This window comes from Clostridium autoethanogenum DSM 10061, assembly GCF_001484725.1.
GTDB lineage: Bacteria > Bacillota > Clostridia > Clostridiales > Clostridiaceae > Clostridium_B > Clostridium_B ljungdahlii.
This window is the reverse complement of record NZ_CP012395.1, coordinates 2,805,950-2,830,110: the sequence shown is the minus strand read 5'-3', so window position 1 is coordinate 2,830,110 and position 24,161 is coordinate 2,805,950. Positions and strand designations below refer to the sequence as shown.

Genomic DNA, 24,161 nt, shown 5'->3' with positions numbered 1-24,161 from the left:
TATCTCCTCCATTAATCAACTATTTTTCTATATACCTTCTTATTATTAATAGTGCCTATTTCTTTGTAACCAATTTTGTCATTATTCAATTTTGATATTGGTTTTGCCGGAATGCCACCTATTAAATATCCTTCACAATTAATTGATTTAGTTAATATACTGCCCATTCCTACAACATTGTTACTATTTACTTTTAAGCCAAAGTTAAATTTTACACCTGCCCCAATATATATATTGTTCAGTAACTTAATTTCACCTTGAACTCTATTATTTTCCAGATCAAATCCATGTGTCCAAAATTCAGTGCCATTACCTGCAATTGTGCACTTATCACCAATATAAATATCATCTGTTAAGTCAAAATAATGCTTATTAACAATAGTAGTAAAACTTCCAATAACAATATTGCCCCCAAATCCAAGTCCTACATTATTATTGTGTAAGAATTTATTATCTCTTACAATTACCGTATTACTTCCAACAATTACATTCTTACAACTTTTGAAAAAATTATACTTCAATATTGTAGAGTTTTCTTTGATTACTATTCTGCTGCAATTCTTAATTAAATTGAAGTTTCCTATAACACTTCCTCTTCCTAATTCAAAATAAACAGCATCAATATAAGAAAATCCAATTTTGCAGCTTTTATCTATTTTATAATGCAATAATTTATTGTATAAATATATTTTTAGCCTACTTATTGGAACAAGCATTAATAAGAAATTTTTTATTTTCATCATGACACCTCTGATCTTTCTTTAGCACTATTACTTAATATTACTCCATAAATAATCCAATTAATTGGATTGGTAAAATATCCTCCTCCTATTTGATATAAAAATATGAATATTAATAGTGCATATTTAAAAGTATCCTTATTAATATGTTTCCACATATAAACAAAAAGGCAGCCCAGATAAAATAAAAGTAATAATCCTCCTTCTGCTATTGCATACATAAAGGAGTTCGCTATCTTACTTACTAATCCATATGAAAGCAACATATATTCATAATAATCCGTGTTTAGATTTCCAAAGCCAATTCCTAAAAATGGATTAGACTCTAAACATGCTTTCATTCCATTAAATCCTTTAAATACCCTATAGTTAAAAGAAGAATCCGATCCGCTCATAATAGCTTGAAGCCTTAATACTATAGAACTCTGAAAATAGTTAACGAAAATAAAAATTATTGGAATCATACATAGGATTACATATATATATATAATTTTTCTTCCAACTGTAGATTTTTTTAAATTATCACGACCCAATATAAATATAACTGTAAATAAAACTAGTACAATTCCACCTAAACCACCTGAATATGCCATAATTACTAAAAGGATAACTAAATATAATAAATTCTCATAGTTTATAAAAAGCTTCTCGCAATTATTATTGTAAAATAAGATAAATAAGGCTAAAACTGCAGCATGAAATGATAATTCACTAGGCTCTATATATAAAAGTTTTAATCTGGTTGTAAGGAATTTATTAGTTAAATCATTAAATATCCAAAAAACATCTGTTTTCACAAATAAGCTGATAACAAATAGTAACATCAATAGTAACACAGCATATTTATATAGTTTAGTAACATCAATTCTGCTAAAATTATTTTTTACTGTATTTAATAAATATAAACATAAGAACATCTTACCTACAGATGCTATTCCTTTTTCAACATTCAAATCATGCAGCATAAGAATTTGGAGTATATATATAATGATTATGGGCAGTAAAAATATAAATGTAGTTGATATATTACGATATCTAAAAAAAAGGATATCTTTTAATATCAATAACGAAGCCATTATATAAAAGAGGTCAAAATTACCCCCGAAAAATTGATGTGTAACAAATAAAATACTAAGTAACCATTCCATGGTATGCCTCCAATGTTATTTGGGCAGTTTTTTTCCAAGAAAAATCCAGTGATCTTTTTAATCCCAGTTCACTTAATTTATTGATCATATCCTTATTATTTATTGTAGTAACAATTTTTTCTTCCATATCTTCCACATTCCATGGATTAAATAAAACTGCTGCATTTCCTGTTACTTCAGGTATAGAAGTAATATTTGAAGTAACAACAGGGGTTCCACATGACATTGCTTCTAAAGGCGGCAGTCCAAAGCCTTCGAATACAGACGGATATACAAATAATTTAGCTGCATTATAAAGTAATGCTAAATCTTCTTCTGACACATAATCCGTAAAAATTATATCATCCTTATATTTTGATTCATTGACAAACTTGAAAATATCGTTAAATAACCAGGCTTTTTTACCAACAACAACAAGCTTTTCATCAATCATTTTTTTATTTCTCAAGTTGATATAAGCAGTAAATAATCTGCTTAAATTTTTTCTTGGCTGAAGATTTCCTACAGTTAAAAGAAATTCTCCATTAATGTTGAATTTTTTCCTGACTTGTGATAATAATTCATAATTCTTTATAACCTTATATTTTTCACTGGCAGCTAAATACGTAACAACAATTTTATCAGGATCAATTCCATATTTATTGCTAATATCCTGCTTTGAAAAATTGGAAACAGTTAAAATTTTATCAGCCTGTTTTGCCAAAGCAGGTATCAAAATCTTATTCATCAATAAATTTTTTTTAGTAAAATACTGTGGATAATGTTCAAAAGAAATATCATGTATAGTGCCTATAATCTTGCACTTTTTCCTTATTACCGGAAAATACTGTAAATGAAGTACATCAAGTTTATCCTTTTGCACGTAATCCGGTAAATACTTCATATATCTCTTAACTGCATTAGAAGTCTTAAAACTTTTTATTTTAATATTATTTTCATTGTCAATATTAATAAGTGATGATTTTTTTAAATCATTGAAATATAAATAAATTTCTTCATCTGTAATTAATTTAGTTATTTGCTCTATCAAATTTCTATAATATGTTTCATTACCTCCGGATTTATCACCTATAACATGTGCATCAATTCCTATTTTCATAAATTCCCCCTAATAAGACATTTTCAAAGAAATAACTAGTCAATATGCTAGCCTACTTTCTTTCAAATGCCTAAATACCAAATAATTCTTCATAGTCGTTTACAATCTTATTCCATGAGTAACTACTAATTATTCTATTTTTAGCATTTTCAGATAATTTATTAATATTACTTATATCCAATTTATCTATTTCTTTAATTAAGGTTGACAAGTCACCCCTACTTTTCTTAAAGTAAATAGCTCCATCCCTGCCAACTTCCCTATTAAAATTAACATCTACAAGTAAATTTAACTGAGTACTTGCTAAAGCTTCTAATAAGGAAGGATTTGTTCCCCCTACTTCATGGCCGTGTATATAAGCATAGGCATTTTCTCTGATTTTTTTAATTAACTCCTGATCATAAACTGTACCAACAAACTTTATACGTTTATCTTTATCAAAGTGGGTTTTTAATAATAACTCATCATAAAACTTATTTTTTTCAACATTAGTTATAATAACTAAATCTTTATCAGTTTTTGATGCCATAATTTCTCTAATCATAACTTCATAATTATTTTCAGGAACAAATCTTCCAACAATCAAATAGTATTGTTTAGATTTAATACCATTTTTATAAAACCAATTTAATAGCTTTGGATCACCATCTGGTAAAGTTGATTTTTTGATATCTGCACCATAAGCTATAAATGTAGTATTAGGATTATACTCTTTATACTCTTCCTTTACATATTCTTCAATTCCAAGTGAATCACATACTAAAAAATCTGCATGCCTTACCATTAGTCTTTCAGAATATTTCCAGTATGCTTTTACTGCTTTGTTCCACTTGCTCCTTTTCCATTCATGTCCATCAGGATTAACATATACTTTAATGCCCTGCTTCTCTAATTTTTTTTTATAAAAAGCTAAAAAGGGACCTATTCTACAAGCTAGTATATAAATAATAGAATCTTTTAAATTATTTTTCTTTATATATTTTTCAGCCATTTTTAATGCCTTTATATCATATAGAACGGCCCTAGCACTTCCTATATTCTTTACTTTAACATTGAAGCATCGTGCATTATTATATTCAAACTCTTTTTCATCTTCTGCCAAACATGCTACATGATACTTAATATCAATATTTTTTTTATGAAAAGTAAGTTTATCAACAAATGTCTCAAAACCACCATATCTTGCAGGTATGCCTTTTGAACCTATAATAAAAATATTTTTCATTTTTTTGTATCCACCTTAGCAAATTTTATCTAATATTTTTAGTTCTTAACTTGCATTTTTATCTCCAAAAAATACACCTAAAGTTTTAAATATTAACTTTATATCTAAAAGCGTGCTCCTGTCCTTTATGTATTTCAAATCTAGTTTCATCCATTCATCAAAATCAATGCTGCTTCTGCCCATAACTTGCCAGTAACATGTAAGACCTGGCTTTGCTAAAAGTTTAATTTTCTGCTGAGAAGTAAATTTTGCAACTTCTTTCGGAAGATTAGGTCTCGGACCTACCAGTGACATTTCACCTTTTATCACATTAAACAACTGTGGAAGCTCATCAATACTGGTTTTTCTTATAAACCTTCCCACTCTTGTAATCCTTGGATCTTGTTTTATTTTAAATATAGGGCCTGTCATTTCATTCTTATGCTGAAGGTTGTCCAAAAGTTGTTCTGCATCATGAGTCATAGACCTCAGCTTGTACATTTTGAAAATTTTACCGTTTTTTCCCACCCTAGCCTGTGAAAATATAATAGGTCCTTTGGAATCAAGCTTAATTGCAACTGCCACTACAAACATAATCGGAAAAAAGGCAATAATTCCAACAAAAGAGAAAATTATATCTATAGTTCTCTTAAGGAAATGATAGCCAGCACTTTTTTCATATTTCTCCATACTTTTCACCATTATTTTAATAGATTCGATTTGCAGCCCATTCAATGGAAAATCCCCACCTTTTTTTACTAATTAGGTCTACATAACCCCCTCATATCTAATAATAATGTGATATTTGAGTATAAACAAGTTTAAAATATAAGCAGTTTTGTCAAGTTTAATGAAAAAATACTAAACTATGATTTTTTGTCAAATTGGGGTAGATATATACTGCAATTTGTCTAGAAAAGTATGAAATCTTAGGCAAAAAATAACCACCAATTAGCAGTAATTCTAAACAAAAAATCAACTTATATAAGCCATATACTAACAAATTTCATCACCTTAAAAACTTTAATAAGTCTAAAGCTCGGTATTTCCAAAATCTAAGAAGCTTAGCTAAACTCGTACCTCAAACATATCTAAGCTCCTAAGATTTTCTAAAATACCTCGCTAAGACTTATAGAAAAGTTTTTAAATGTGTCTTCAATTTTGTTAGTATATTTTATATATAAGTTGATTTTTAAGTTAGAAAATACACACTAACTGATGGATATAGCAAAAATAAAAACAGGATAAATTACTCTACCCTGCTTACTACTTTACTTTATTCAAATGATACATCAGCCGAAGGCTGTAAAAAAGGTAGATGTACAAAATGCCCTCTAGTGTCAGAGAAATCTGAAATCATGCGGTTTTATAGAAATTCATGGTATAATAATAGATATAAAAAATAGTAAAGGAACTGTCTCAATTATGTATACCAAAAATGAAATTCTAGAGCTTAAAAATCGCATAATACAACTGGAGAAGGAGAATAAAACTCTCCATGAGACAGTTGAATTTTTAACACACAAGTTATTTGGCAGGAGCAGTGAAAAAACATCTGTAATTGCAGGTCAGATAAACCTTTTTAATGAAGTAGAAACAGAAAGCAAGCCGTCTGCGCCAGAACCAACATTACAAGAAGTAGCAAACTACCGACGTAAGAAATTCAATGGACAACGGGCAGAACTTCTAAAAGATATTCCCCATGATACAGTAATTTGTGGTCTTGAAGAAGACGAACGTTTCTGTGAAAAATGTGGAACATCTCTAGTAAGCATTGGCAGAGAATTTATTCGCACAGAATTAGAATTTATTCCAGCAAAAGTTCGTGTTATTGACTATTACCGGGAATCTTACGAATGTAGGAAATGCAGAAAAGAAGGATTGCCTTATATAGAGAAATCACCAATGCCGTACCCTGTAGTACAGCATTCAATGGCTTCACCATCTACGGTTGCCCATATCATGTATGAGAAATTTGTAGATGCCCTTCCACTATACCGTCAGGAGAAAGAATGGGAGTCACTGGGGGTAAAGCTAAGCCGTGCAACAATGAGTAACTGGATTATGGTTGCAGCTAGAGATTGGCTGATACCACTTACAAAATTGATGCACCAGAAACTTATTGAAGAAAAATATTTGCATGCAGATGAGACACCTGTACAGGTACTTATGGAACCTGAAAGGAAAAATGCATCTGAATCCTATATGTGGGTATACAGTACGTATGCAGGCAGTCAGACACCTATAAGGTTGTTTGATTACAAGCCTTCAAGAAGTGGAAATTGTCCACAAAAATTTTTAAAAGGTTTTAAAGGATACCTTCATACCGACTGTTATAGTGGGTACAATAAAGTACCTGAAGTAATAAGATGCCTGTGCTGGACACATCTTAGAAGGTATTTTGTTGAAGCACTTCCGAAAGACATAAAAAGTCCAGAAGCTACACTTCCGGCAATAGGAATTGACTTTTGCAATAAACTCTTTTCAGAAGAAAAACTACTTGTGAATCTTACACCTGAGGAGCGAAAAACGAAGCGTCTTGAAACGGAAAAACCGATTCTTGAGGCCTTTTGGAGCTGGGTTAATTCTATAAAACAGAGCTGTCTTCCAAAATCAAGGCTTGGTAAGGCAGTAGATTATGCAGTAAAGAATAAAGAAGGATTTATGAACTATCTAATGGATGGAAATTGTGCCATTTCAAACAACCTATCAGAAAATAGCATAAGACCATTTACGATAGGAAGAAAAAACTGGCTTTTCAGTGGAAGTCCAAGGGGAGCTGAAGCCAGTGCAGCAGTTTATAGTATAATTGAAACGGCTAAAGCTAACGGCCTTGAGCCCTATAGTTGTCTCAAGTTTTTGTTTAAAAATTTACCAGGTGTTCAATTTGAAGCACATCCAGAATTCCTGGATGAATACCTGCCATGGGACCAATGGGTTCAATCTTCATGTAAAAAGAAAGCATAATAAATTACGACCATTTTAATGAATGGTCGTTTATTTTTTATGTTTATACACTGGGTAGTTTATCGCTTACGTTAATTCCATTCTCTTCACGAGTGTCAAAATTTAAATCAATAAAGGAATAAAATTAATTTTCCCTAATGTACTACAAATAGAAAAAGAACTAATTAAAGAAATAAATGGGTAAAAATAACTTTGGGCATTTATCTTCAGTTGTTATCAATTCTAGTTGTTTAGGCAATTAGTTATTTAAAAAAGTAGCTATACCAATTGCGTGGGTGGGCTACTTTTTTATTTTATCCGATGACTACCTACTTATACTCCTTAAGTGTAGGCCACAACTTATCCTTTTCAGAGAAAATAATATTATCTATACCTTCAAGAGGCCATCTTATATTTATGTCAGGATCATTCCATATAATGCCGCCCTCATCTTCAGGATGATAAAATTCAGTACATTTATAGCAAAACTCCGCTTCATCTGAAAGTACCAGGAACCCATGGGCAAATCCCTTTGGAATGTAAAATTGTTTCTTATTTTCCTCAGATAGTGTAACTCCTACCCATTTTCCATAAGTACTAGATCCATCTCTTAAGTCCACGGCAACATCAAACACCCTGCCTTTTACTACTCTCACCAGTTTTCCTTGAGAATAATTTTTTTGGAAGTGAAGTCCTCTTAATACCCCTTTTTTTGATTTGGACTGATTATCCTGGACAAAGACCATATCAAGGCCTGCTTCCCTAAAATCATTGTAATTATAAGTTTCCATGAAATAACCACGATTATCTCCAAAAATTCCTGTTTCTATTATGTATACTCCCTCTATTTCTGTTTTTACGAAATTAAATTTACCTATTTTAATCATATCCCTTCCTATTCAATTCACAATGCACAATTGAAAGTTCAAATATAAATTAAAGTTTAAAGTTCAAATAACAAATATCAAATGTGGAAAATTTTCTTCCTGTGTCAGAAAATAATTATATTCATTTTGCCTATGGCAAAATCTCATTATTTGTTCTTTGATATTTGATCTTTGTTATTTATTTTTATACAATTTTTGTATAAATGATTTAAGTGCATCTTCCCACTGTCTCATATCGTCACCAACAGTACATCTTAACATCATATTATCAAGTGAAGAAAATTCCGGCCTTTTAGCTGCCCTATTGAGATTCTCTGAAGTCATAGGAGACACACTGCAGTCTATGCCCGCGTAATCCACAATTTTGCAGGCAAAATCATACCAACTGCATTCACCCTTACCGCTGCAGTGATATATACCATATTCATCAGTAAGAGCAAGCTTTAAAATATGGTAAGCTAAATCTTCAGCATTTGTAGGATTACCTCTCTGGTCATTTACCACATCTAAATGTCCTTTTTCCTTTGCAGCTTTTAATATAGTGTATACAAAATTTTTACCGTATAAACCATAAAGCCAGGATGTCCTCACTATAAAATACCTGCTAGAATTTTCTCTAATATATTGTTCCCCTAAAAGTTTAGTTTTTCCGTAAACACTAACTGGATCAGGTAAATCATATTCTCTAAAAGGAACAGTACCTCTGCCGTTAAAAACATAGTCAGTAGAAATATGTACAAGTTTTGTTTTTGTATTCTGTGAAGCTAATGCTAAATTCCTAGCTCCTAAAGAATTTACCTTAAAAGCATTTTCAAAATCAGTTTCGCACTTATCCACATTGGTATAAGCAGCACAATTTATAATTATATCTGGAGCATAACCAGTTATAAAATTTCTAACATCATTTAATTTGGTTATGTCCAGTTCCTCTCTACTGGGAAATCTCACTTCAGCATCAGAATAAACTTTATCAAGTGCTCCTATTTCAGATTTTCCACTAACTAAAATTTTTTCAAGCTGCCCAGCAAGCTGTCCTTTTCCTCCTGTAATCAATACTTTCAATCATATTCACTCCTAAAATATCAATAATATTTTTTACTAAGCAAACTCAAAATATATTTTCCGTAAGCAACTTTTTTAAGAGGCTCTGCCAACTTTATCAGTTGATTATCATCTATGTATCCTTGTCTATAGGCAATTTCCTCTATACAAGCTATGTAAAGTCCCTGCCTTGTCTGAACAGCTTCCACAAAATTAGCAGCATTTAAAAGTCCCTGAGGAGTTCCAGTATCAAGCCAGGCCATTCCTCTTCCAAAGAGCTCTACTTTAAGTTTACCTCTTTTTAAATACTCATTATTTACATCTGTAATTTCAAGTTCTCCCCTTGGAGAAGGCTCTATATTCTTTGCTATATCCACCACATCATTATTATAAAAATAAAGTCCTGGTACTGCATAATCGGATTTTGGCTTTAAAGGTTTTTCCTCTATGGAAATAACATTAAAATCTTTATCAAATTCCACTACACCAAAATCTTTAGGATTGCTCACATGATATCCAAAAATAGTTGAACAATCATGTCTGTCTGAAGCGGCTTTTAATCTTTCGGTAAAACCATATCCATGAAATACATTATCCCCTAAGACAAGAACTATATCGTCATTTCCAATAAATTTTTGTCCAACTATAAATGCTTCCGCAAGCCCCTTTGGTTCATACTGCACTTCATACTTAAAGTGAAGTCCAAGCTGACTCCCATCACCAAAAAGTTCTTTAAAAGTATCCATATCCCTTGGTGTTGATATAATAAGTATATCTCGTATTCCTGCTAGCATAAGCACAGAAAGTGGATAATAAATCATAGGTTTATCGTATATTGGAACAATTTGCTTTGATATTGCCTTAGTCATTGGGTAAAGCCTGGTTCCAGAACCACCAGCCAGTATTATGCCCTTTCTCATAAGTTAACACCACCTTTTTTAGTTAAGAATTAATAATTATGTATGAGTTTCAATTGAAAGTTCAAAGTTCAGATAACAAATATCAAATGTGGAATATTTTCTTCCTGCGTCAGAAAATAATTATATCTATTTCGCTTATGGCAAAATTTCATTATTTGTTCTCTGATATTTCATCTTTGTTATTTATCTTTGTACATTTTCTCATAGTATTTCTTATAATCTCCAGAGGTTACATTATCCATCCAATCCTTATTATCCAAATACCACTTTATGGTTTTGACTATACCATCTTCAAATTTAGTTTCAGGATACCACCCAAGCTTATCTTTAATCTTTGTAGGATCAATGCCATATCTCCTGTCATGTCCTTTTCTATCCTCTACATACTTTATAAGACTTTCATCTACAGAAGAATCTACATTGTCATGTATATATGAAATTATTGTTTTAATTATGTGAATGTTTGTTCTCTCATTATGACCGCCTATATTGTAAACTTCACCACACTGACCACTATGTATAACCATATCTATAGCCTTACAGTGATCTTCTACATAAAGCCAATCTCTTATGTTAAGTCCGTCACCGTATACAGGAATATCCCTTTTATTTAAGCAGTTGTTTATAACAAGGGGAATGAGTTTTTCTGGAAATTGATAGGCACCATAGTTATTGGAGCACCTGGTTATATTTACAGGCATTTTATAGGTGTCAAAATAGGCCTTTACCATTAAATCAGCAGAAGCTTTGCTTGAAGAGTAAGGGCTGTGAGAATCGAGAGGGGTTTTTTCCGTAAAGTATCCTTCACTTCCAAGGGAACCATAGACTTCATCTGTGGATACCTGAAGATACTTTTTACCTTGCTTAAAACCATCTTCTACAGTCCACGCATTTTTAGCAGTATCCAAAAGTGTCACAGTCCCCATAACATTTGTCTTTACAAATACTTCAGGATCTCTTATGCTCCTGTCTACATGAGATTCTGCTGCAAAGTTTATTACATAATCTATATCATATTTTTCAAATAGCTGTTGAAGCTTTTCCCTGTCACATATATCTCCCTGGATGAAAATATAGTTAGGATTTTTAGATATAGATTTTAAGTTTTCAAGATTACCTGCATAGGTTAGCTTGTCATAGTTTATTATTTTTATATTTGAATATTTTTTTAACATATAATGAATAAAGTTGGAGCCAATAAAACCTGCTCCTCCTGTTACTAAATATGATTTCATATTGCCATTCCTCTCTTTTTCCGTATAAATTATATGATCAATTCATCACATGATCAAACTTATTTTCTTCCATAATCATCTTCAAATCTTACAATATCATCTTCCTCTAGATAGCTGCCCATCTGAACTTCAATAATCTCAAGAGGTACCTTCCCTGGATTCTCAAGCCTGTGCTTTTGACCAGGTTTTATAAAAATACTTTCTCCTGCAGGCACCAGCCTTTCTACATCATCTATTGTCATTTTGGCCATGCCTTTAACAACTATCCAATGCTCACTTCTATGATAATGCATCTGATAGCTTAACTTTTTACCCTGACTTACCTTGATTCTCTTGATTTTAAAGGAATTTTTCTCTTCCTCCAGAACTTTATAACTGCCCCAAGGTCTATAATCTTGAACATGATATTCTACTCTACAATCATTTCTCTCTTTTAATGTTTGTACAATTTTCTTTACCTTTTGTGACTGATCTTTTTTGCAAATGAGCAAAGCATCCCTATTATCTACTACAATTAAATCATTGACACCTACTGCTGTTACTAGCTTGCCTTTTTCTGAATATATGTAGTTGTCTTTTGAATCAATGAGTACATTATCACCATCGGATATGTTATTATTTTCATCTTTATCAAAGACTTCATAAAAGGAATCAAAGCTGCCAAGATCATTCCAGCCTATATCTACAGGCGCAACAGCTACATTCTTGCTTTTTTCCATAATACCATAGTCTATTGAAACTTTTTCATCTATTTTGCTAAAAGCTTCTTTTACATTATTGCTGCTGTCAAAAGCATTGTATATGTTTGGAGCATACTGCTTTACTTCGTTTATAAAGATCTCAGTATTAAACATAAATATTCCTGCATTCCAATAATAGCCCTCATCCACATAGGTTGCAGCAATTTCAGCTTCCGGTTTTTCTTTAAATTCTTTTACTTCATAGCCATTTAATTTTTGATTTCCCGGTGCAATGTATCCATATCCAGTGTTTGGATTATCTGGTTTAATGCCAAAGGTTATAATTGAATCTCTGGTTAACGGTTCTGAATTTTTAATAATATTTGCAAATTCCTGACCTTTTGTAATCATATGGTCAGAAGGAAAAACAACTACTGTATCACTACTCTTTTTAGCTATTTCATAAACTCCTGCATAAATTGCAGGCAGAGTATTTTTAGCTTCAGGTTCAACAATGATGTTAGTTTTACTATATTCATAACCTAATTCTTCAACAGAACCCATTACTAAAAATTTATACTTTTCGTTTGTTACTATATATATATCATTTAATTGTGCTAATAATAAACTTCTCTTAAAGGTTTCCTGAAACAAGGATGGCTTATCACCTTGCAATTTAATAAATTGTTTTGGATATCTATCACGACTAAGAGGCCATAATCTTGTCCCACTTCCACCTGCTAGAATTATTATTTTCATTTGTTTCACCCTCTAATTTTTATACTGAGATTATCCTTCTCTGTTTTCCCCTAAGCTGTCGTTCAAGTCCATCTATTTTCGCTTTTTCCGGATGTCCTTTTATTTTTCTATTATCTATCCAGTTTGTTGAAGTCTGACCGTTTATTTTCAAATTCTTTGATACACTGATTATAGACCTGCCTTCTTCTACTAAAAATATTACAGCATCATCTCTAAATTCTGCACTACGATTTCTACCATTTTATTGGATTTTTTTTGCCTTGTCCATATGATTATTATATCCAACTCATATGTGTTTATCACAATTCGAGTACAGGTCAGTACTTCAGCAATTCCATAATCAGCTAATGTTAAGTACTTTGTGTATAATAGTAAAAGGAAAAACTCATTGCCTTTAATACAATATTTGATATTACAATAATTAGGCTTCCTTTTACTAATGACTTACCTGTTATCATAAAAAGTTTCTCTCTAGTTTCAATTAATTATTTAATTTATAATGTTCATAAATATCCATATACTTTCTAGTTATAGCATCCATTTCAAATTTTTGTTTAGAGTATTTACTAATATAACTACTATCATAATCATTCAAATATCTTATCATTTGCTCTATACCTTTAACTAATTCTTCTTTACTTTCTTTTTTAACTATAATTCCAACTTTATCATTAACAAAATCCTCAGGTCCACCAGAATTTGTTATTACAACTGGTTTTCCAATCATTAATGCTTCTGCAATAGCGCATCCAAATGTTTCAGTTAAGCTTGACGAAACCATAAAATCACTCATATTTACAATATTAAAAACTTGTTTTTTTGAACAATATCCATAAAACTTACAGAAATCAGATATGTTTAATTCTTTTGACTTTTCAATATAATATTTTTGAAATTTGCCATCACCAACTATATGTAATAAAATTTTATATCCTTTTTCTTTTAATTCCTTAATAGCTGGTAATAAGTATTGCATACCTTTTATATACTTATCATAAAATACAGAAACAAATGATATATTGATATAACCTAATTGTTTATTATTTAAAATACTGTTATCAAGATTTTTAGGAATTCTAATTGGATTATATATTACATCAAATTTAATGTATGGATATATTCTATTTAATTCATTCATTAAATGTTTTGATACACAAACATTATATTTACTATTTTTATAAGCATATTTTACAATATAGTATGATAACCTCCCACTTATAATTAAATTAGATGGACTATGTTCTGTTATTATAACTGGTATCTTAAATAATTTTCCTAAAATTACAGCATAAAATCCTGCTCCATTTGCAACATGTGCATGTATAATATCAGGTTTAAATTTCTTTTTTATATATCTGAATTCTTTTATAATCCTTACTAAATTTATAATTTTAGTTATCTTAGGAATTTTTGATTTTTTCCATTTACCTCTATAAGTCAATATTTGTTTTTCATATCTGTTAGAAAATTTTTCATCCATAATTGTATCAAAAGGATAGTAAATTGCAACATTACAATACTTTTTTAGATAAATAGATTGCTCTGTTGTAAATATACCTGCAAATGGATTATTCTCTTCAAAATACCATGTTGGCATCATCAAAACATTCATTAAAATACCTCACTTCAATTAACACAAGAATCATAAACTTGTAAAAACTCTTTACAGTGATTTATATAACCATGATTCTTAACTATTTCCTTTCTTGCATTACTAACAATATAATTATAATTTTTACTATTTAACTTCAGTGCTTTTATAATTTTTTCAGACATTTCTTCTAAATCCCTTGGTTTAGATAAATAGCCATTATAATCTTCTTTTATTATCTCCTTCAATCCTCCTATATTAGTAGCGATAGTCACTTTACCACATGCCATTCCCTCTAAAGCAGATAAAGATGTAGCTTCTTGTACATTGTTAGAAGGCACTGAAGGTATTAATACTACTTTACTCATCTTAAAGTAATCCAATATTTTATCATGTGTGATATCTCCTAACAATACAAAATATTTTTCTATATTATTTTTTTTAATATATCTTTCTATTTGCTCCCTTTCTATTCCATCTCCAGCTATCACTAATTGTAAATCATCAAATCCTTTTTTTATACAATAATTAATTGCCTGCACTGCATATTTAACTCCATTTTTAGGTACAAGTCTCCTTGGAACAAATACTAAACTTTGGTTAAAGCCATATTTTTTCACTAATAATTTTCTGTGATTTTCTTCTATTGGAGAAAAATTGATATCATCAATTGCATTTTTAATAACAACTATATTATCGTATTTTATTAAATTACATATTTTTAGTACATATTCTTTAATTCTTGTATCAACAGTAATAATTTTGCTAGATACCTTATATGCTTTCTTTTCATATTCAAGAAAAAAGTTATATATATAACTATTTTCAACAATTCCTCCATAATCAACATTTTCATATGTTAAGTATCCATGTAACGTAGTTATTATGGGAATATGTAAATTTAATTTTTCTAATATATTGAATGCTGCAATTGTACTTATAGCATCATGACAATTTATATAGCTTATATAATTATATTTAATTTTTATTTCTATATCATTTTCAAGCTGACTTTCATAATCATATATTCTATATAAAAATTCAATATCTGGTGATGATTTTAATTTACTAATGTCTAAATTATATTTTTTACATAAATCATTAATATTTCTGTACACATCAAAATTATTATTACAAGTTGATAAATAATGTATTACGCCAATTTTTTCAAATCCTTTCTGAAGCAAATATAGATGTATATGTTTTCCACCAACTGAATGTCCTCCATTAGGGTTATCTGTAGAAACTATCAAAACTCTTTTATTTTTTATATTATAATTACCGATTTCCAAATTTTTACCAGTTATTTCGTTAATTGTATTTTTTATATTTAATTGCTTTTTAGAAAAATTATTACCCTTAAGTGATCTTTTCAACCAATAATTCGCTTCTTGTAAAAATGGTAAAAATATTTTATCTTCTTTTCTAAAATTAAATTTTCCAAATATCCCACTTACATATTTTTTAGCTTCTTTCAAAAATCTTTCTGATATTAATTCATATCCTTCTTGTATACTTAAATTTTTATCTATATTCATATAATCTTCAAAATTATATTTTCTTACTATTATATCAATTGTTTTAATTATCCCATCAATAACTAATTCAAAATTTTTTAGATTAGAAACAAAATTTGAATTATGCAATCTATAATAATATAATGATTTATTTATACATACAAATTTAGTATCTAAAATATTATCTATATAAAAAGGTACGTTACCAATAATATAATTATTTATCACATGTCTTAAATAATCTTTTTTCCAAAATGACTGATCTGGTATTACTGAACAAAAATTTTTATATACTGATCTTAATACTTCTTTTCCATTATTAAATGAATTTATCTTATTTTCACGGATAATGTTTCCTTCTTCATCAATTTCTAATAAATTTGAGTATGCAAATTTAGCTTGTTCATTTTTGAGCATTGAATTAACATAAATTTCTATAGCATACTTTTGTAACATATCATCGCTATCAACTCTTGTAACATAATCTCCATTAACTTTACTAAATCCAAATTTTAATGTATCAAGTTGCCCAGAATTTTTTTTGTAAAAATATTTTATTCTTGTATCGTTAAAACTTTTTATCACTTTTTCAGAATTATCAGAAGAACCGTCATTAATAACTATTAATTCTATATTTTCATAACTTTGATCAATTACACTTTTTATTGCATCTCCAACAAATTTTTCTCTGTTATAAACAGCCATAACTATACTTACTAATGGCTTCTCTTTTATCATAATTTTTCGATTACTAATACATTTTTGTTTTGTTTTATAAAATAATGATTTTAATTTAAGTTTATAATAATTATATTTGTTCTTTAAAATTTTCTTTAAAACCTTCTTCAAAAGTAATTTAACTGTTTTATTCATTATTTTCAACCCCTAAAAAATTTTTCATTGTATTCCTTATAAATTTAATTATGTTATTAGACTCATTTTTAAATATTAAACACAAGAATAAAATGATCATTGTTGCCATAGGTAATTTAATTACTAGCGCCTTTGTCATTGTTAAACTACATAATATAAAAATAACAAAATACATAATTAATATAGTTATTATATTATAATTACAGTGATAAAACTTTTGTGAAAAATAGTAATTTAATACAAAGACTATCAAATAACTTATCATGGTAGTTATTGCAGCAATAACAGCTCCATATTTAGGGATTAAAATCATATTTAGAATAATATTTACAATAGCTGAAATCCAAGAAATCATCATAGAATATGTTGACTTTTTTGCAATTGACATACCTGACCCTACTAAAAATGCCATTCCAAAAGCAAAATTTCCAAATGTTAAAAACCCAACCATTTTATAAGACATCCAATATGTTCTCTGAGACATTAACATTACTATTTCTTTTGAAAAAACTGTTATTATTATAGATAAAATACAAAATATCAAAAAATAGTAATTTAGTATTTTCCCAAACTTATCTTTTGCATCTTTTTGTTTAGCATTAGAAAACACAAAACTAGGATAAGATGTCATAAACGCACTGGAAAAAACAGTTAAAATAATTACAATTTTATTGGCAATTGCATAAATTCCAACTTCAGATGATGAAAAAAAGTGATTAATTATATATCTATCAGATAAATCAATTACCCACGATGAAACTGTTGCTGGTATTAAAGGTATAGTATATTTTAATATATGTTTTATTAATTTTCTATCAAAATATTTTATGCTTATTTCATCTCTTACAATATAAAAATATGAAATCATTTGAATTAAATTATTTATTAATATTGTAATTATCAATGAATAATAACCTAATCTAAATTTAACAATAAATAAAATATTTAGTATTATTGAAATTAAAGATGTCCCTACATTGATAATAGCAAATATTTTCATTTTATTAACTATTCTTATTCTTGCATTTGGTATAACGGTTAAAATTGATGAGGAAATTGTAAAAAGTGATAATATTATTACTTTATTTTTATTTGAATCTTTAAATAAAATACCAGCTAGTTGTTTTGAAAAAAGTATGATAAAAATTGGTATAAGACTTGTACCAACTAATATCCAAAATGTACTATTAAAAACTTTTTTTTCATATGTTTTACTTTCTTTATCATAAAAAAAAGTATAAAAACCCGTATCTAAACATAAACATGACAAACCAACAAATAAGCTTATAAAAGTGTTAGCTATATCTACGATTCCATAATCATTTGGCGTTAAGTATATGGTATACAATGGTAAAAGTAAAAAACTCATTGCCTTTAATACAATATTCGATATTACAATAATTAAACTTCCCTTTACTAATGACTTAGCCGTTATCATTAAATTTTCCTCTCCAAATTTAGATATTCATATCTACTTATATCTATTTATTTTATCTATAACATACTTTATTTCTTCATCATTCATACCATACCACATAGGAATACTTAAAACTTCATTTGCTATTTTTTCAGCTATCGGAAAATCTCCCTTTTTAAAATTCAAGTCTTTATATGCAGGTTGCAGGTGCATTGGTATTGGATAATGTATTACAGTTTCTATTCCATTGTCTTTTAAATATTTTCGAAACTCATCTCTTCCCTCAGTTCTTATAGCAAAAATATGCCAAATATGTTCTGCATAACTTGCTACATGAGGTTTTATTACTTTTGGATTATTAATTCCATTCAAATACTTTTTAGCTGTGTCTCTTCTATTGTCATTCCATTTTTCTAAATTTCTTAATTTTATTCTTAAAAAAGCAGCTTGAATTTCATCAAGTCTTGAATTAACACCTTTATATATGTGATGATATTTCACATCTGATCCATAATTTCTTATAGCTCTTACTTTGTCAGCTAATTCCTTATCATCAGTAACAACTGCACCTGCATCACCAAGTGCTCCAAGATTTTTTCCAGGATAAAAACTGAATCCTGCGGCATCTCCCAGACTACCTGCTTTTCTACCATTATATAAGCTTCCATGTGCCTGTGCTGAATCCTCTATTAATTTTAAATTATACTTTTTAGCTATTTTTTTGATTTTATCCATATCAGCAGACTGTCCATATAAATGCACAGCTATAATAGCTTTAGTATTATCAGTTATAGATTTTTCTATTAAATCTGGATTTATATCATATGTATCTAAATTTGGTTCAACAAACACAGGTTTTGCACCAGTATAAGTAACTGCTAAAGCTGTAGCAATATATGTATTTGATGGTACTATAACTTCATCACCATTACCTATCTCATAAGCCCTAAGTATAAGACTTAATGCATCTAAACCACAGCCACAGCCTATACAATATTTAGTATCACAAAACTCAGAAAATTCCCTCTCAAAGTTTTCTACTTCTTGTCCTAAAATAAACCAATTGTTTTCATACATCTGTTTAAATTTACTTAGTATCTCATTTTCTATTTCTTTATGCATCGGTTCAAAACTTACAAATGGTACATTCAATATTAACACTTCCTCTAAAATATTTTTTTAGCTTCTTCTAAATAGAAATCATAGTTTCTTATATAATCATTTTCATTGTAATATTCTGAAGCAAGTACTAAAAGGACACTGTCTTCTGTAAAATCAAACATTTCTCTCCATATCATAGGTCCTATGTACAATCCAACAGATGGATCTTTTAGTTCTACAATCTCTTCATTTTCAGGATTTTTAAGTCTTATTTTTACTGAACCATTTAGACAAATAAGAACTTGATGAAGTTTTTTATGTGAATGAAATCCTCTAGTTATTCCATCTTGAACTCTTGTTATATAATAAACTCTTTTTATCTCAAAAGGTATATCTATTTTTCCCTCAACTGGAGTTAAGTGTCCGTATTTATCAGTTATATCTTTAAATTTTAATAAAGATGTATTATACATAATTTCACCTACTTTTGTATATCAAGTTTTTTTATCCAAGTTTCATAATCAGATTTTTCCCAAGGCATACCCCTCTTAAAAGTATATCTCCATGGGTATACAGGTTTGCCACTTACCTTATCTTTAATATCTTTTATTGAGCAAATTTTTTTAGCCGGATTTCCAACTACTACAGTTTCCTTTAAAACATCTTTTGTAACAACTGCACCTGCCCCAACTAAAGAATCTTCACAAATATGTACTCCTGGTAAAATAACACTTCTTGCTGAAATTGCTGCAAACGAATCAATAATTACACCAAATAATTTATCTGAAGGTGGTGTTGGATCATTAGTTAGTACAACATGTGGAAAAATCCAAACATAATCACTTATTTTACTTTCTTCTCCAATAAAACAGTTACTATGAATACTTACATAATTTCCTATATTACAGTCATGTTGTATATCTGATAATGTTCCTATCCTCACATTACTACCTATTTTATTATTTTCTCTTATAGTAACTTTATGCCCAGTCTGAAAATTATCGCCTATAATATTATCACCATATATAACATTTTCAGTTCTTATTAAAGTATTTTCTCCTATTACTAATGGATGAACTTTATTAGTTTTATCTTTATAAAAGTCCATTAGATATTCGCCCAAGATACTCCTTGCTCCTATAAAACTTCCCTTTTTAATATGTACATTGTCTCTTATTATACAACCATAATCTATATATACATTATCCTCTATTATAACATTTTTACCTATAATTACGTCTCCTTTTACAATTATATTTTTGCCTAATTGTGCTGATGAATCAATCATAATATTTTCACTTTCTTTCTGAACTTTTATCATTTTATGTATAAATTCTACTTTAAAGATTATTAAAACATCTTTTAATAATCTTATTTATAATTTTATATATAACTATATCTAAGTAAGATACTAGCAGCTTACATTTAAACCTTTTACTAATTGATCTTAAATACTCAAATTTTTTCAATCTATTCATAAAAGTACCCGTCAAATTTTTATAAGGTAATATTTCATTTTTTATAGTCAAATTGAAATCCTTTTTTAAAATAGGATTTGGTGATGAACTTACACCACCCATTGTATATTCTATTATTATTTTATCAATGAAATATATTTTTTCATGATTTCTTGTTATCTGTAAATATTTAGGGTAATCCTCTAATAACCTATATTTTTCATCAAAGAAACCATATCTACTAAATAATTGTCTACTATAAGATGTACATGAACCTGAAATAAAATTTTCTTTGCATAATTTCTTATATAACTTATCTTGATATGATTTTAATACTTTGATATGCCTTTTTTTAGGAAAGATCTTCTCAATCGTACCATCATTGTTGTATACCTTTCTATAGCCTGTTAATATCAAACAGTTTTGATTTATAAATTTTTTTACTATGCATGTTACAACATTTTTATCATAAAAGCAATCATCTACTGCCAATGGTATAATATATTTTCCATTACTAATTTTTATAGCATTATTGAAATTTTTAACAGTTCCCAGATTAATATTGTTACTCACTATTTTATAATTAACAATATTATTAGATTTATTAGCTTTTATATGTTGTTCATAAATACATTTATCAAATTGTTTGGAACAATCATCACTAATTATTAATTCAATATTATCATATGTTTGTTCTAAAATTGAATTAATGCATCTATCAAAATATATTAAATTGTTATAAGTTAATACTATAACTGAAACTAATGGATTATTCATTATTTTACTCTTTTCATATTTTTATACTCTTATGCCTGTTTAAAATAGTTTTGAATTCATGGATACACATGTCCCTACAATCAAATTTAATTTGTTATTCTCAACAGCATATTTAATCTTTTCAATACTCGTCTTTACGAAAGGATTCATCAATTATCACTACCTCCCTAAATAATTTACTCTAAAAATTCAAATTAATTTAAATATGGCTATTTCCTTAGTCCTTTAATAATAGCATTTGCCTTATCTTTTTTTCTACTTAAAATATATTGAAAATACCTAATAAACCTAGTGCTATAAAAAAATATTTTTGATAATATAAAGTTAAACATAGTTACATTATTCTTATATTTATTCATAAATATAAACCTATTTCTAGTACCCCATTCAATTGAAAAAGGAGATTCTTCACCTCCTGAAGAAAACCCAACTTTATGATATATAATAGCTTTAGGATTATACCATATTTTATATCCAGTATTTTTTACTTTTACACAAAAATCTACATCCTCAAAATACATAAAATAATCTCCAGATAAAAGTCCTGCCTTTTCAAAAACTTCTCTTTTGATAAGCATACAACAACCAGTCATAAAATCTATTTCTTTTTCTCTATCACACTGACCTTGATCAATTTCCTTCATACCATAATGATCTCCTATAAATCTAAACCAATCTATGCACCCTCCACCATACCAAATAATATTTTTTTGAGGATAATACATTATTTTACATCCAACTAATCCTATTCTATTATCTACATTAAATGAATTAATCATATTATTTAAAAAATTAGCTTCCACTAAAGTATCATTATTTAATAATAATACATAATCTGCTTTATTATCTAATGCATACTTTATTCCTAAGTTATTTCCACCAGCGAACCCTAAATTCTTTTTTGACTCTATAATTTTACAATGACTTAATTTTCTTTTTAAGATTTCACCTGAACTATCAGAAGATGAATTATCTACTATGATGATTTTATAATTAGAATAATTTATCTTTCTTAAACTAGTTACACATTCTATTGTATCTTTATGTCCGTTATAATTAACCAAAATTATGTATATTAATGGCATTAAAATCAATCCTTCTTATGTTTTAAATAGATATTATAAAATGGAGAAGTTTTTAATGCACGATAATGTGACAATCTGCTATAAATTACATCTCCCAATACAATTTTAGTAATTTTTTATTATGCTATCCTTTTTGTTATATCATTATTCTTTATAATGATGTATTGAATATCTCATGATTTTGTTATAGATAGTCCCTTCAAAATATTCTCTTAGATAAATAGTCATCGAATTATTTATAATTTGATATTTACTATTCAATTTAAAATCTGTATAATTTAAAATTTTTCTCATTTCATTCTATTATTTTATAATCTTAAATTTTGTTCCACTAAACTTTCTCCTATAGCAAGCATAATCCAAATAAACAAAAAATAAGGTTCTGGCACAGATATAAAAGCACATACAAATAATACAAAAATATAATTTGAAATTCCATATCCTAACTTATTTGTTTTCTTTAAATTAGTAATAATTTTGTATAAATAAATTAAAAACATTGACATACCAATAAACCCTATATTACATAACCATGTAGAAAATAGGTCTTTACTTCTAGCAGTCCCATATCCAACTCCTAATAAAGGATATTTTAATGCTGCATTCATTTGAGTCTGAAAAGCTAGCATTCTTTCTTGACCAGATACTCCATTTCCCTGCAGCTTACTTAACATTCCAGTTGTTAACAATTCTTTTATATTAGAATTAAATCTAAATAATATTAAACTTAAAATTACTATAAATATAAACGTAATTGGTAATAGTAAGCCCATTTTTTGATTTTTATTTCTCTTCATTCTGAAAAAATTAACACTCTTATCAAGAATAATTTTTATTAGTAATGCTAGAATTCCAATTATAAAAGTTGTTGAAGTTGACATTATACCTGATATTATTATTAATAAAATTATTAGTATCCTATGCTTTATAATATCATTTGGGACTGATAATACTAAAGCTAAAATTGGTGCCAAAAAATAAGCGTATACTGATGGTTCATTAGTAACTGAATATGCTCTAATAAAAGAACCAAATGGTTGTATATTACCATGAAGTCCATTTCTAAAAATTTCATCAAATCTCCATCCTTTTACATAAGCTAATTCCTGATAAAATCCTAAAAAGCATATTGCTGCTGTACTACATATTAATACTTTAACAGCTGAATTAATTTTTAAAGTATTATTATTATTAAAATAATCTTTTATAAACCAGTATAAAACAAAACAGAAAATAATATTAAATAACTGAGTAATATTCTGCACACTAAATTCCGCATATGTATATATGTCTTTTTGGTTAAGTATTAATATACCTCTATCTTTGTTTATAATAAGTGAAATTGTTGACAATATACATATTATTATAAAAGCAATTAAAAACTTATTTGGTCTGCATATTTTACCTTTTTTTAAAATTAAATACTTTATCAAAAAAAGCAATGAAAAATAATAAGCGGGTTGTAATCCAAAAGATTGCCCAAACATATAAATACTCATGCCTGTAAATCCGGAAAAAAATATTATTAAATACAATAAATATCTAATGTCCATAAAAAAAGCCATTATTCCTAATGGTATCAATAAATATCCTGTAACTTGTATACCAGATTGTATATCCATAATCATCCCTCTATATTACAATATTTCATTATACAACATTATTATTTAGTTGATAATATAAT

20 protein-coding genes are annotated in these 24,161 nt (G+C 28.1%); 1 reads left to right on the top strand and 19 read right to left on the bottom strand.

Going from position 1 to position 24,161, the window contains the following annotated elements:
- Positions 1 to 11: 11 nt before the first annotated feature.
- The 5 genes from CLAU_RS12855 to CLAU_RS12835 all read right to left on the bottom strand — a co-directional run bounded on the left by CLAU_RS12855 (position 12) and on the right by CLAU_RS12835 (position 4,893).
- Complete coding sequence (locus tag CLAU_RS12855; protein ID WP_013237227.1) at positions 12 to 740, bottom strand: acyltransferase; 729 nt, start codon at positions 738 to 740, stop codon at positions 12 to 14.
- Complete coding sequence (locus tag CLAU_RS12850) at positions 740 to 1,888, bottom strand: O-antigen polymerase (RefSeq protein ID WP_023162742.1); 1,149 nt, start codon at positions 1,886 to 1,888, stop codon at positions 740 to 742. Before CLAU_RS12850 ends, CLAU_RS12855 begins: the two co-directional genes overlap by 1 nt.
- Positions 1,872 to 2,987, bottom strand: coding sequence for a glycosyltransferase family 4 protein (locus CLAU_RS12845; RefSeq protein ID WP_029170088.1), 1,116 nt, complete (start codon positions 2,985 to 2,987; stop codon positions 1,872 to 1,874). Before CLAU_RS12845 ends, CLAU_RS12850 begins: the two co-directional genes overlap by 17 nt.
- A gap of 70 nt (positions 2,988 to 3,057) precedes the next feature.
- Positions 3,058 to 4,212 carry a beta 1-4 rhamnosyltransferase Cps2T gene (gene cps2T, locus CLAU_RS12840; RefSeq protein WP_013237224.1) on the bottom strand — a complete coding sequence of 385 codons (1,155 nt, stop codon included), beginning with the start codon at positions 4,210 to 4,212 and terminating at the stop codon, positions 3,058 to 3,060.
- Positions 4,213 to 4,257: 45 nt separating this feature from the next.
- Positions 4,258 to 4,893 (bottom strand): sugar transferase, encoded by a 636-nt coding sequence (locus tag CLAU_RS12835; RefSeq protein WP_029702423.1) that lies wholly within the window; start codon positions 4,891 to 4,893, stop codon positions 4,258 to 4,260.
- Positions 4,894 to 5,616: 723 nt separating this feature from the next.
- Between CLAU_RS12835 and tnpC the strand changes: the two genes are divergently transcribed.
- Positions 5,617 to 7,158 (top strand): IS66 family transposase, encoded by a 1,542-nt coding sequence (gene tnpC, locus CLAU_RS12830; RefSeq protein ID WP_058893783.1) that lies wholly within the window; start codon positions 5,617 to 5,619, stop codon positions 7,156 to 7,158.
- Between the two features lie 308 nt (positions 7,159 to 7,466).
- Here tnpC and rfbC read toward each other — a convergent pair whose 3' ends face one another.
- The 14 genes from rfbC to CLAU_RS12760 all read right to left on the bottom strand — a co-directional run bounded on the left by rfbC (position 7,467) and on the right by CLAU_RS12760 (position 24,099).
- The gene (gene rfbC / locus CLAU_RS12825) at positions 7,467 to 8,015 is read right to left on the bottom strand and encodes a dTDP-4-dehydrorhamnose 3,5-epimerase (protein WP_029170151.1); all 549 of its coding nucleotides are present in this window, start codon (positions 8,013 to 8,015) and stop codon (positions 7,467 to 7,469) included.
- A gap of 183 nt (positions 8,016 to 8,198) precedes the next feature.
- The gene (gene rfbD, locus CLAU_RS12820) at positions 8,199 to 9,086 is read right to left on the bottom strand and encodes a dTDP-4-dehydrorhamnose reductase (protein ID WP_023162737.1); all 888 of its coding nucleotides are present in this window, start codon (positions 9,084 to 9,086) and stop codon (positions 8,199 to 8,201) included.
- A 20-nt stretch (positions 9,087 to 9,106) separates the two neighbouring features.
- The gene (rfbA, locus tag CLAU_RS12815) at positions 9,107 to 9,985 is read right to left on the bottom strand and encodes a glucose-1-phosphate thymidylyltransferase RfbA (RefSeq protein ID WP_023162736.1); all 879 of its coding nucleotides are present in this window, start codon (positions 9,983 to 9,985) and stop codon (positions 9,107 to 9,109) included.
- 179 nt (positions 9,986 to 10,164) lie between these two features.
- Positions 10,165 to 11,220, bottom strand: a complete 1,056-nt coding sequence (gene rfbB, locus CLAU_RS12810) for a dTDP-glucose 4,6-dehydratase (RefSeq protein WP_023162735.1) — start codon at positions 11,218 to 11,220, stop codon at positions 10,165 to 10,167.
- A 59-nt stretch (positions 11,221 to 11,279) separates the two neighbouring features.
- Entirely contained in the window at positions 11,280 to 12,659 is a 1,380-nt protein-coding gene (locus tag CLAU_RS12805; protein WP_023162734.1) for a mannose-1-phosphate guanylyltransferase/mannose-6-phosphate isomerase, read from the bottom strand.
- Positions 12,660 to 13,140: 481 nt separating this feature from the next.
- On the bottom strand, positions 13,141 to 14,271 hold the full coding sequence (locus CLAU_RS12800) for a glycosyltransferase (RefSeq protein ID WP_029170152.1): 1,131 nt from the start codon (positions 14,269 to 14,271) through the stop codon (positions 13,141 to 13,143).
- A gap of 14 nt (positions 14,272 to 14,285) precedes the next feature.
- Positions 14,286 to 16,640, bottom strand: coding sequence for a glycosyltransferase (locus tag CLAU_RS12795; protein WP_023162730.1), 2,355 nt, complete (start codon positions 16,638 to 16,640; stop codon positions 14,286 to 14,288).
- Positions 16,633 to 18,078: a lipopolysaccharide biosynthesis protein gene (locus CLAU_RS12790; RefSeq protein WP_023162729.1), complete on the bottom strand. Its 1,446-nt coding sequence runs from the start codon at positions 18,076 to 18,078 to the stop codon at positions 16,633 to 16,635. Before CLAU_RS12790 ends, CLAU_RS12795 begins: the two co-directional genes overlap by 8 nt.
- Positions 18,079 to 18,111: 33 nt before the next feature.
- On the bottom strand, positions 18,112 to 19,209 hold the full coding sequence (locus tag CLAU_RS12785) for a DegT/DnrJ/EryC1/StrS family aminotransferase (protein WP_023162728.1): 1,098 nt from the start codon (positions 19,207 to 19,209) through the stop codon (positions 18,112 to 18,114).
- 14 nt (positions 19,210 to 19,223) lie between these two features.
- The gene (locus tag CLAU_RS12780; protein WP_023162727.1) at positions 19,224 to 19,631 is read right to left on the bottom strand and encodes a sugar 3,4-ketoisomerase; all 408 of its coding nucleotides are present in this window, start codon (positions 19,629 to 19,631) and stop codon (positions 19,224 to 19,226) included.
- 8 nt (positions 19,632 to 19,639) lie between these two features.
- Positions 19,640 to 20,479 carry an N-acetyltransferase gene (locus tag CLAU_RS12775; RefSeq protein ID WP_023162726.1) on the bottom strand — a complete coding sequence of 280 codons (840 nt, stop codon included), beginning with the start codon at positions 20,477 to 20,479 and terminating at the stop codon, positions 19,640 to 19,642.
- A 19-nt stretch (positions 20,480 to 20,498) separates the two neighbouring features.
- A complete protein-coding gene (locus tag CLAU_RS12770; RefSeq protein WP_023162725.1) occupies positions 20,499 to 21,392 on the bottom strand; it encodes a glycosyltransferase in 894 nt (297 codons plus the stop codon).
- 209 nt (positions 21,393 to 21,601) lie between these two features.
- On the bottom strand, positions 21,602 to 22,477 hold the full coding sequence (locus CLAU_RS12765; RefSeq protein ID WP_023162723.1) for a glycosyltransferase family 2 protein: 876 nt from the start codon (positions 22,475 to 22,477) through the stop codon (positions 21,602 to 21,604).
- A gap of 308 nt (positions 22,478 to 22,785) precedes the next feature.
- A complete protein-coding gene (locus CLAU_RS12760; RefSeq protein WP_023162722.1) occupies positions 22,786 to 24,099 on the bottom strand; it encodes a hypothetical protein in 1,314 nt (437 codons plus the stop codon).
- Positions 24,100 to 24,161: the final 62 nt, after the last annotated feature.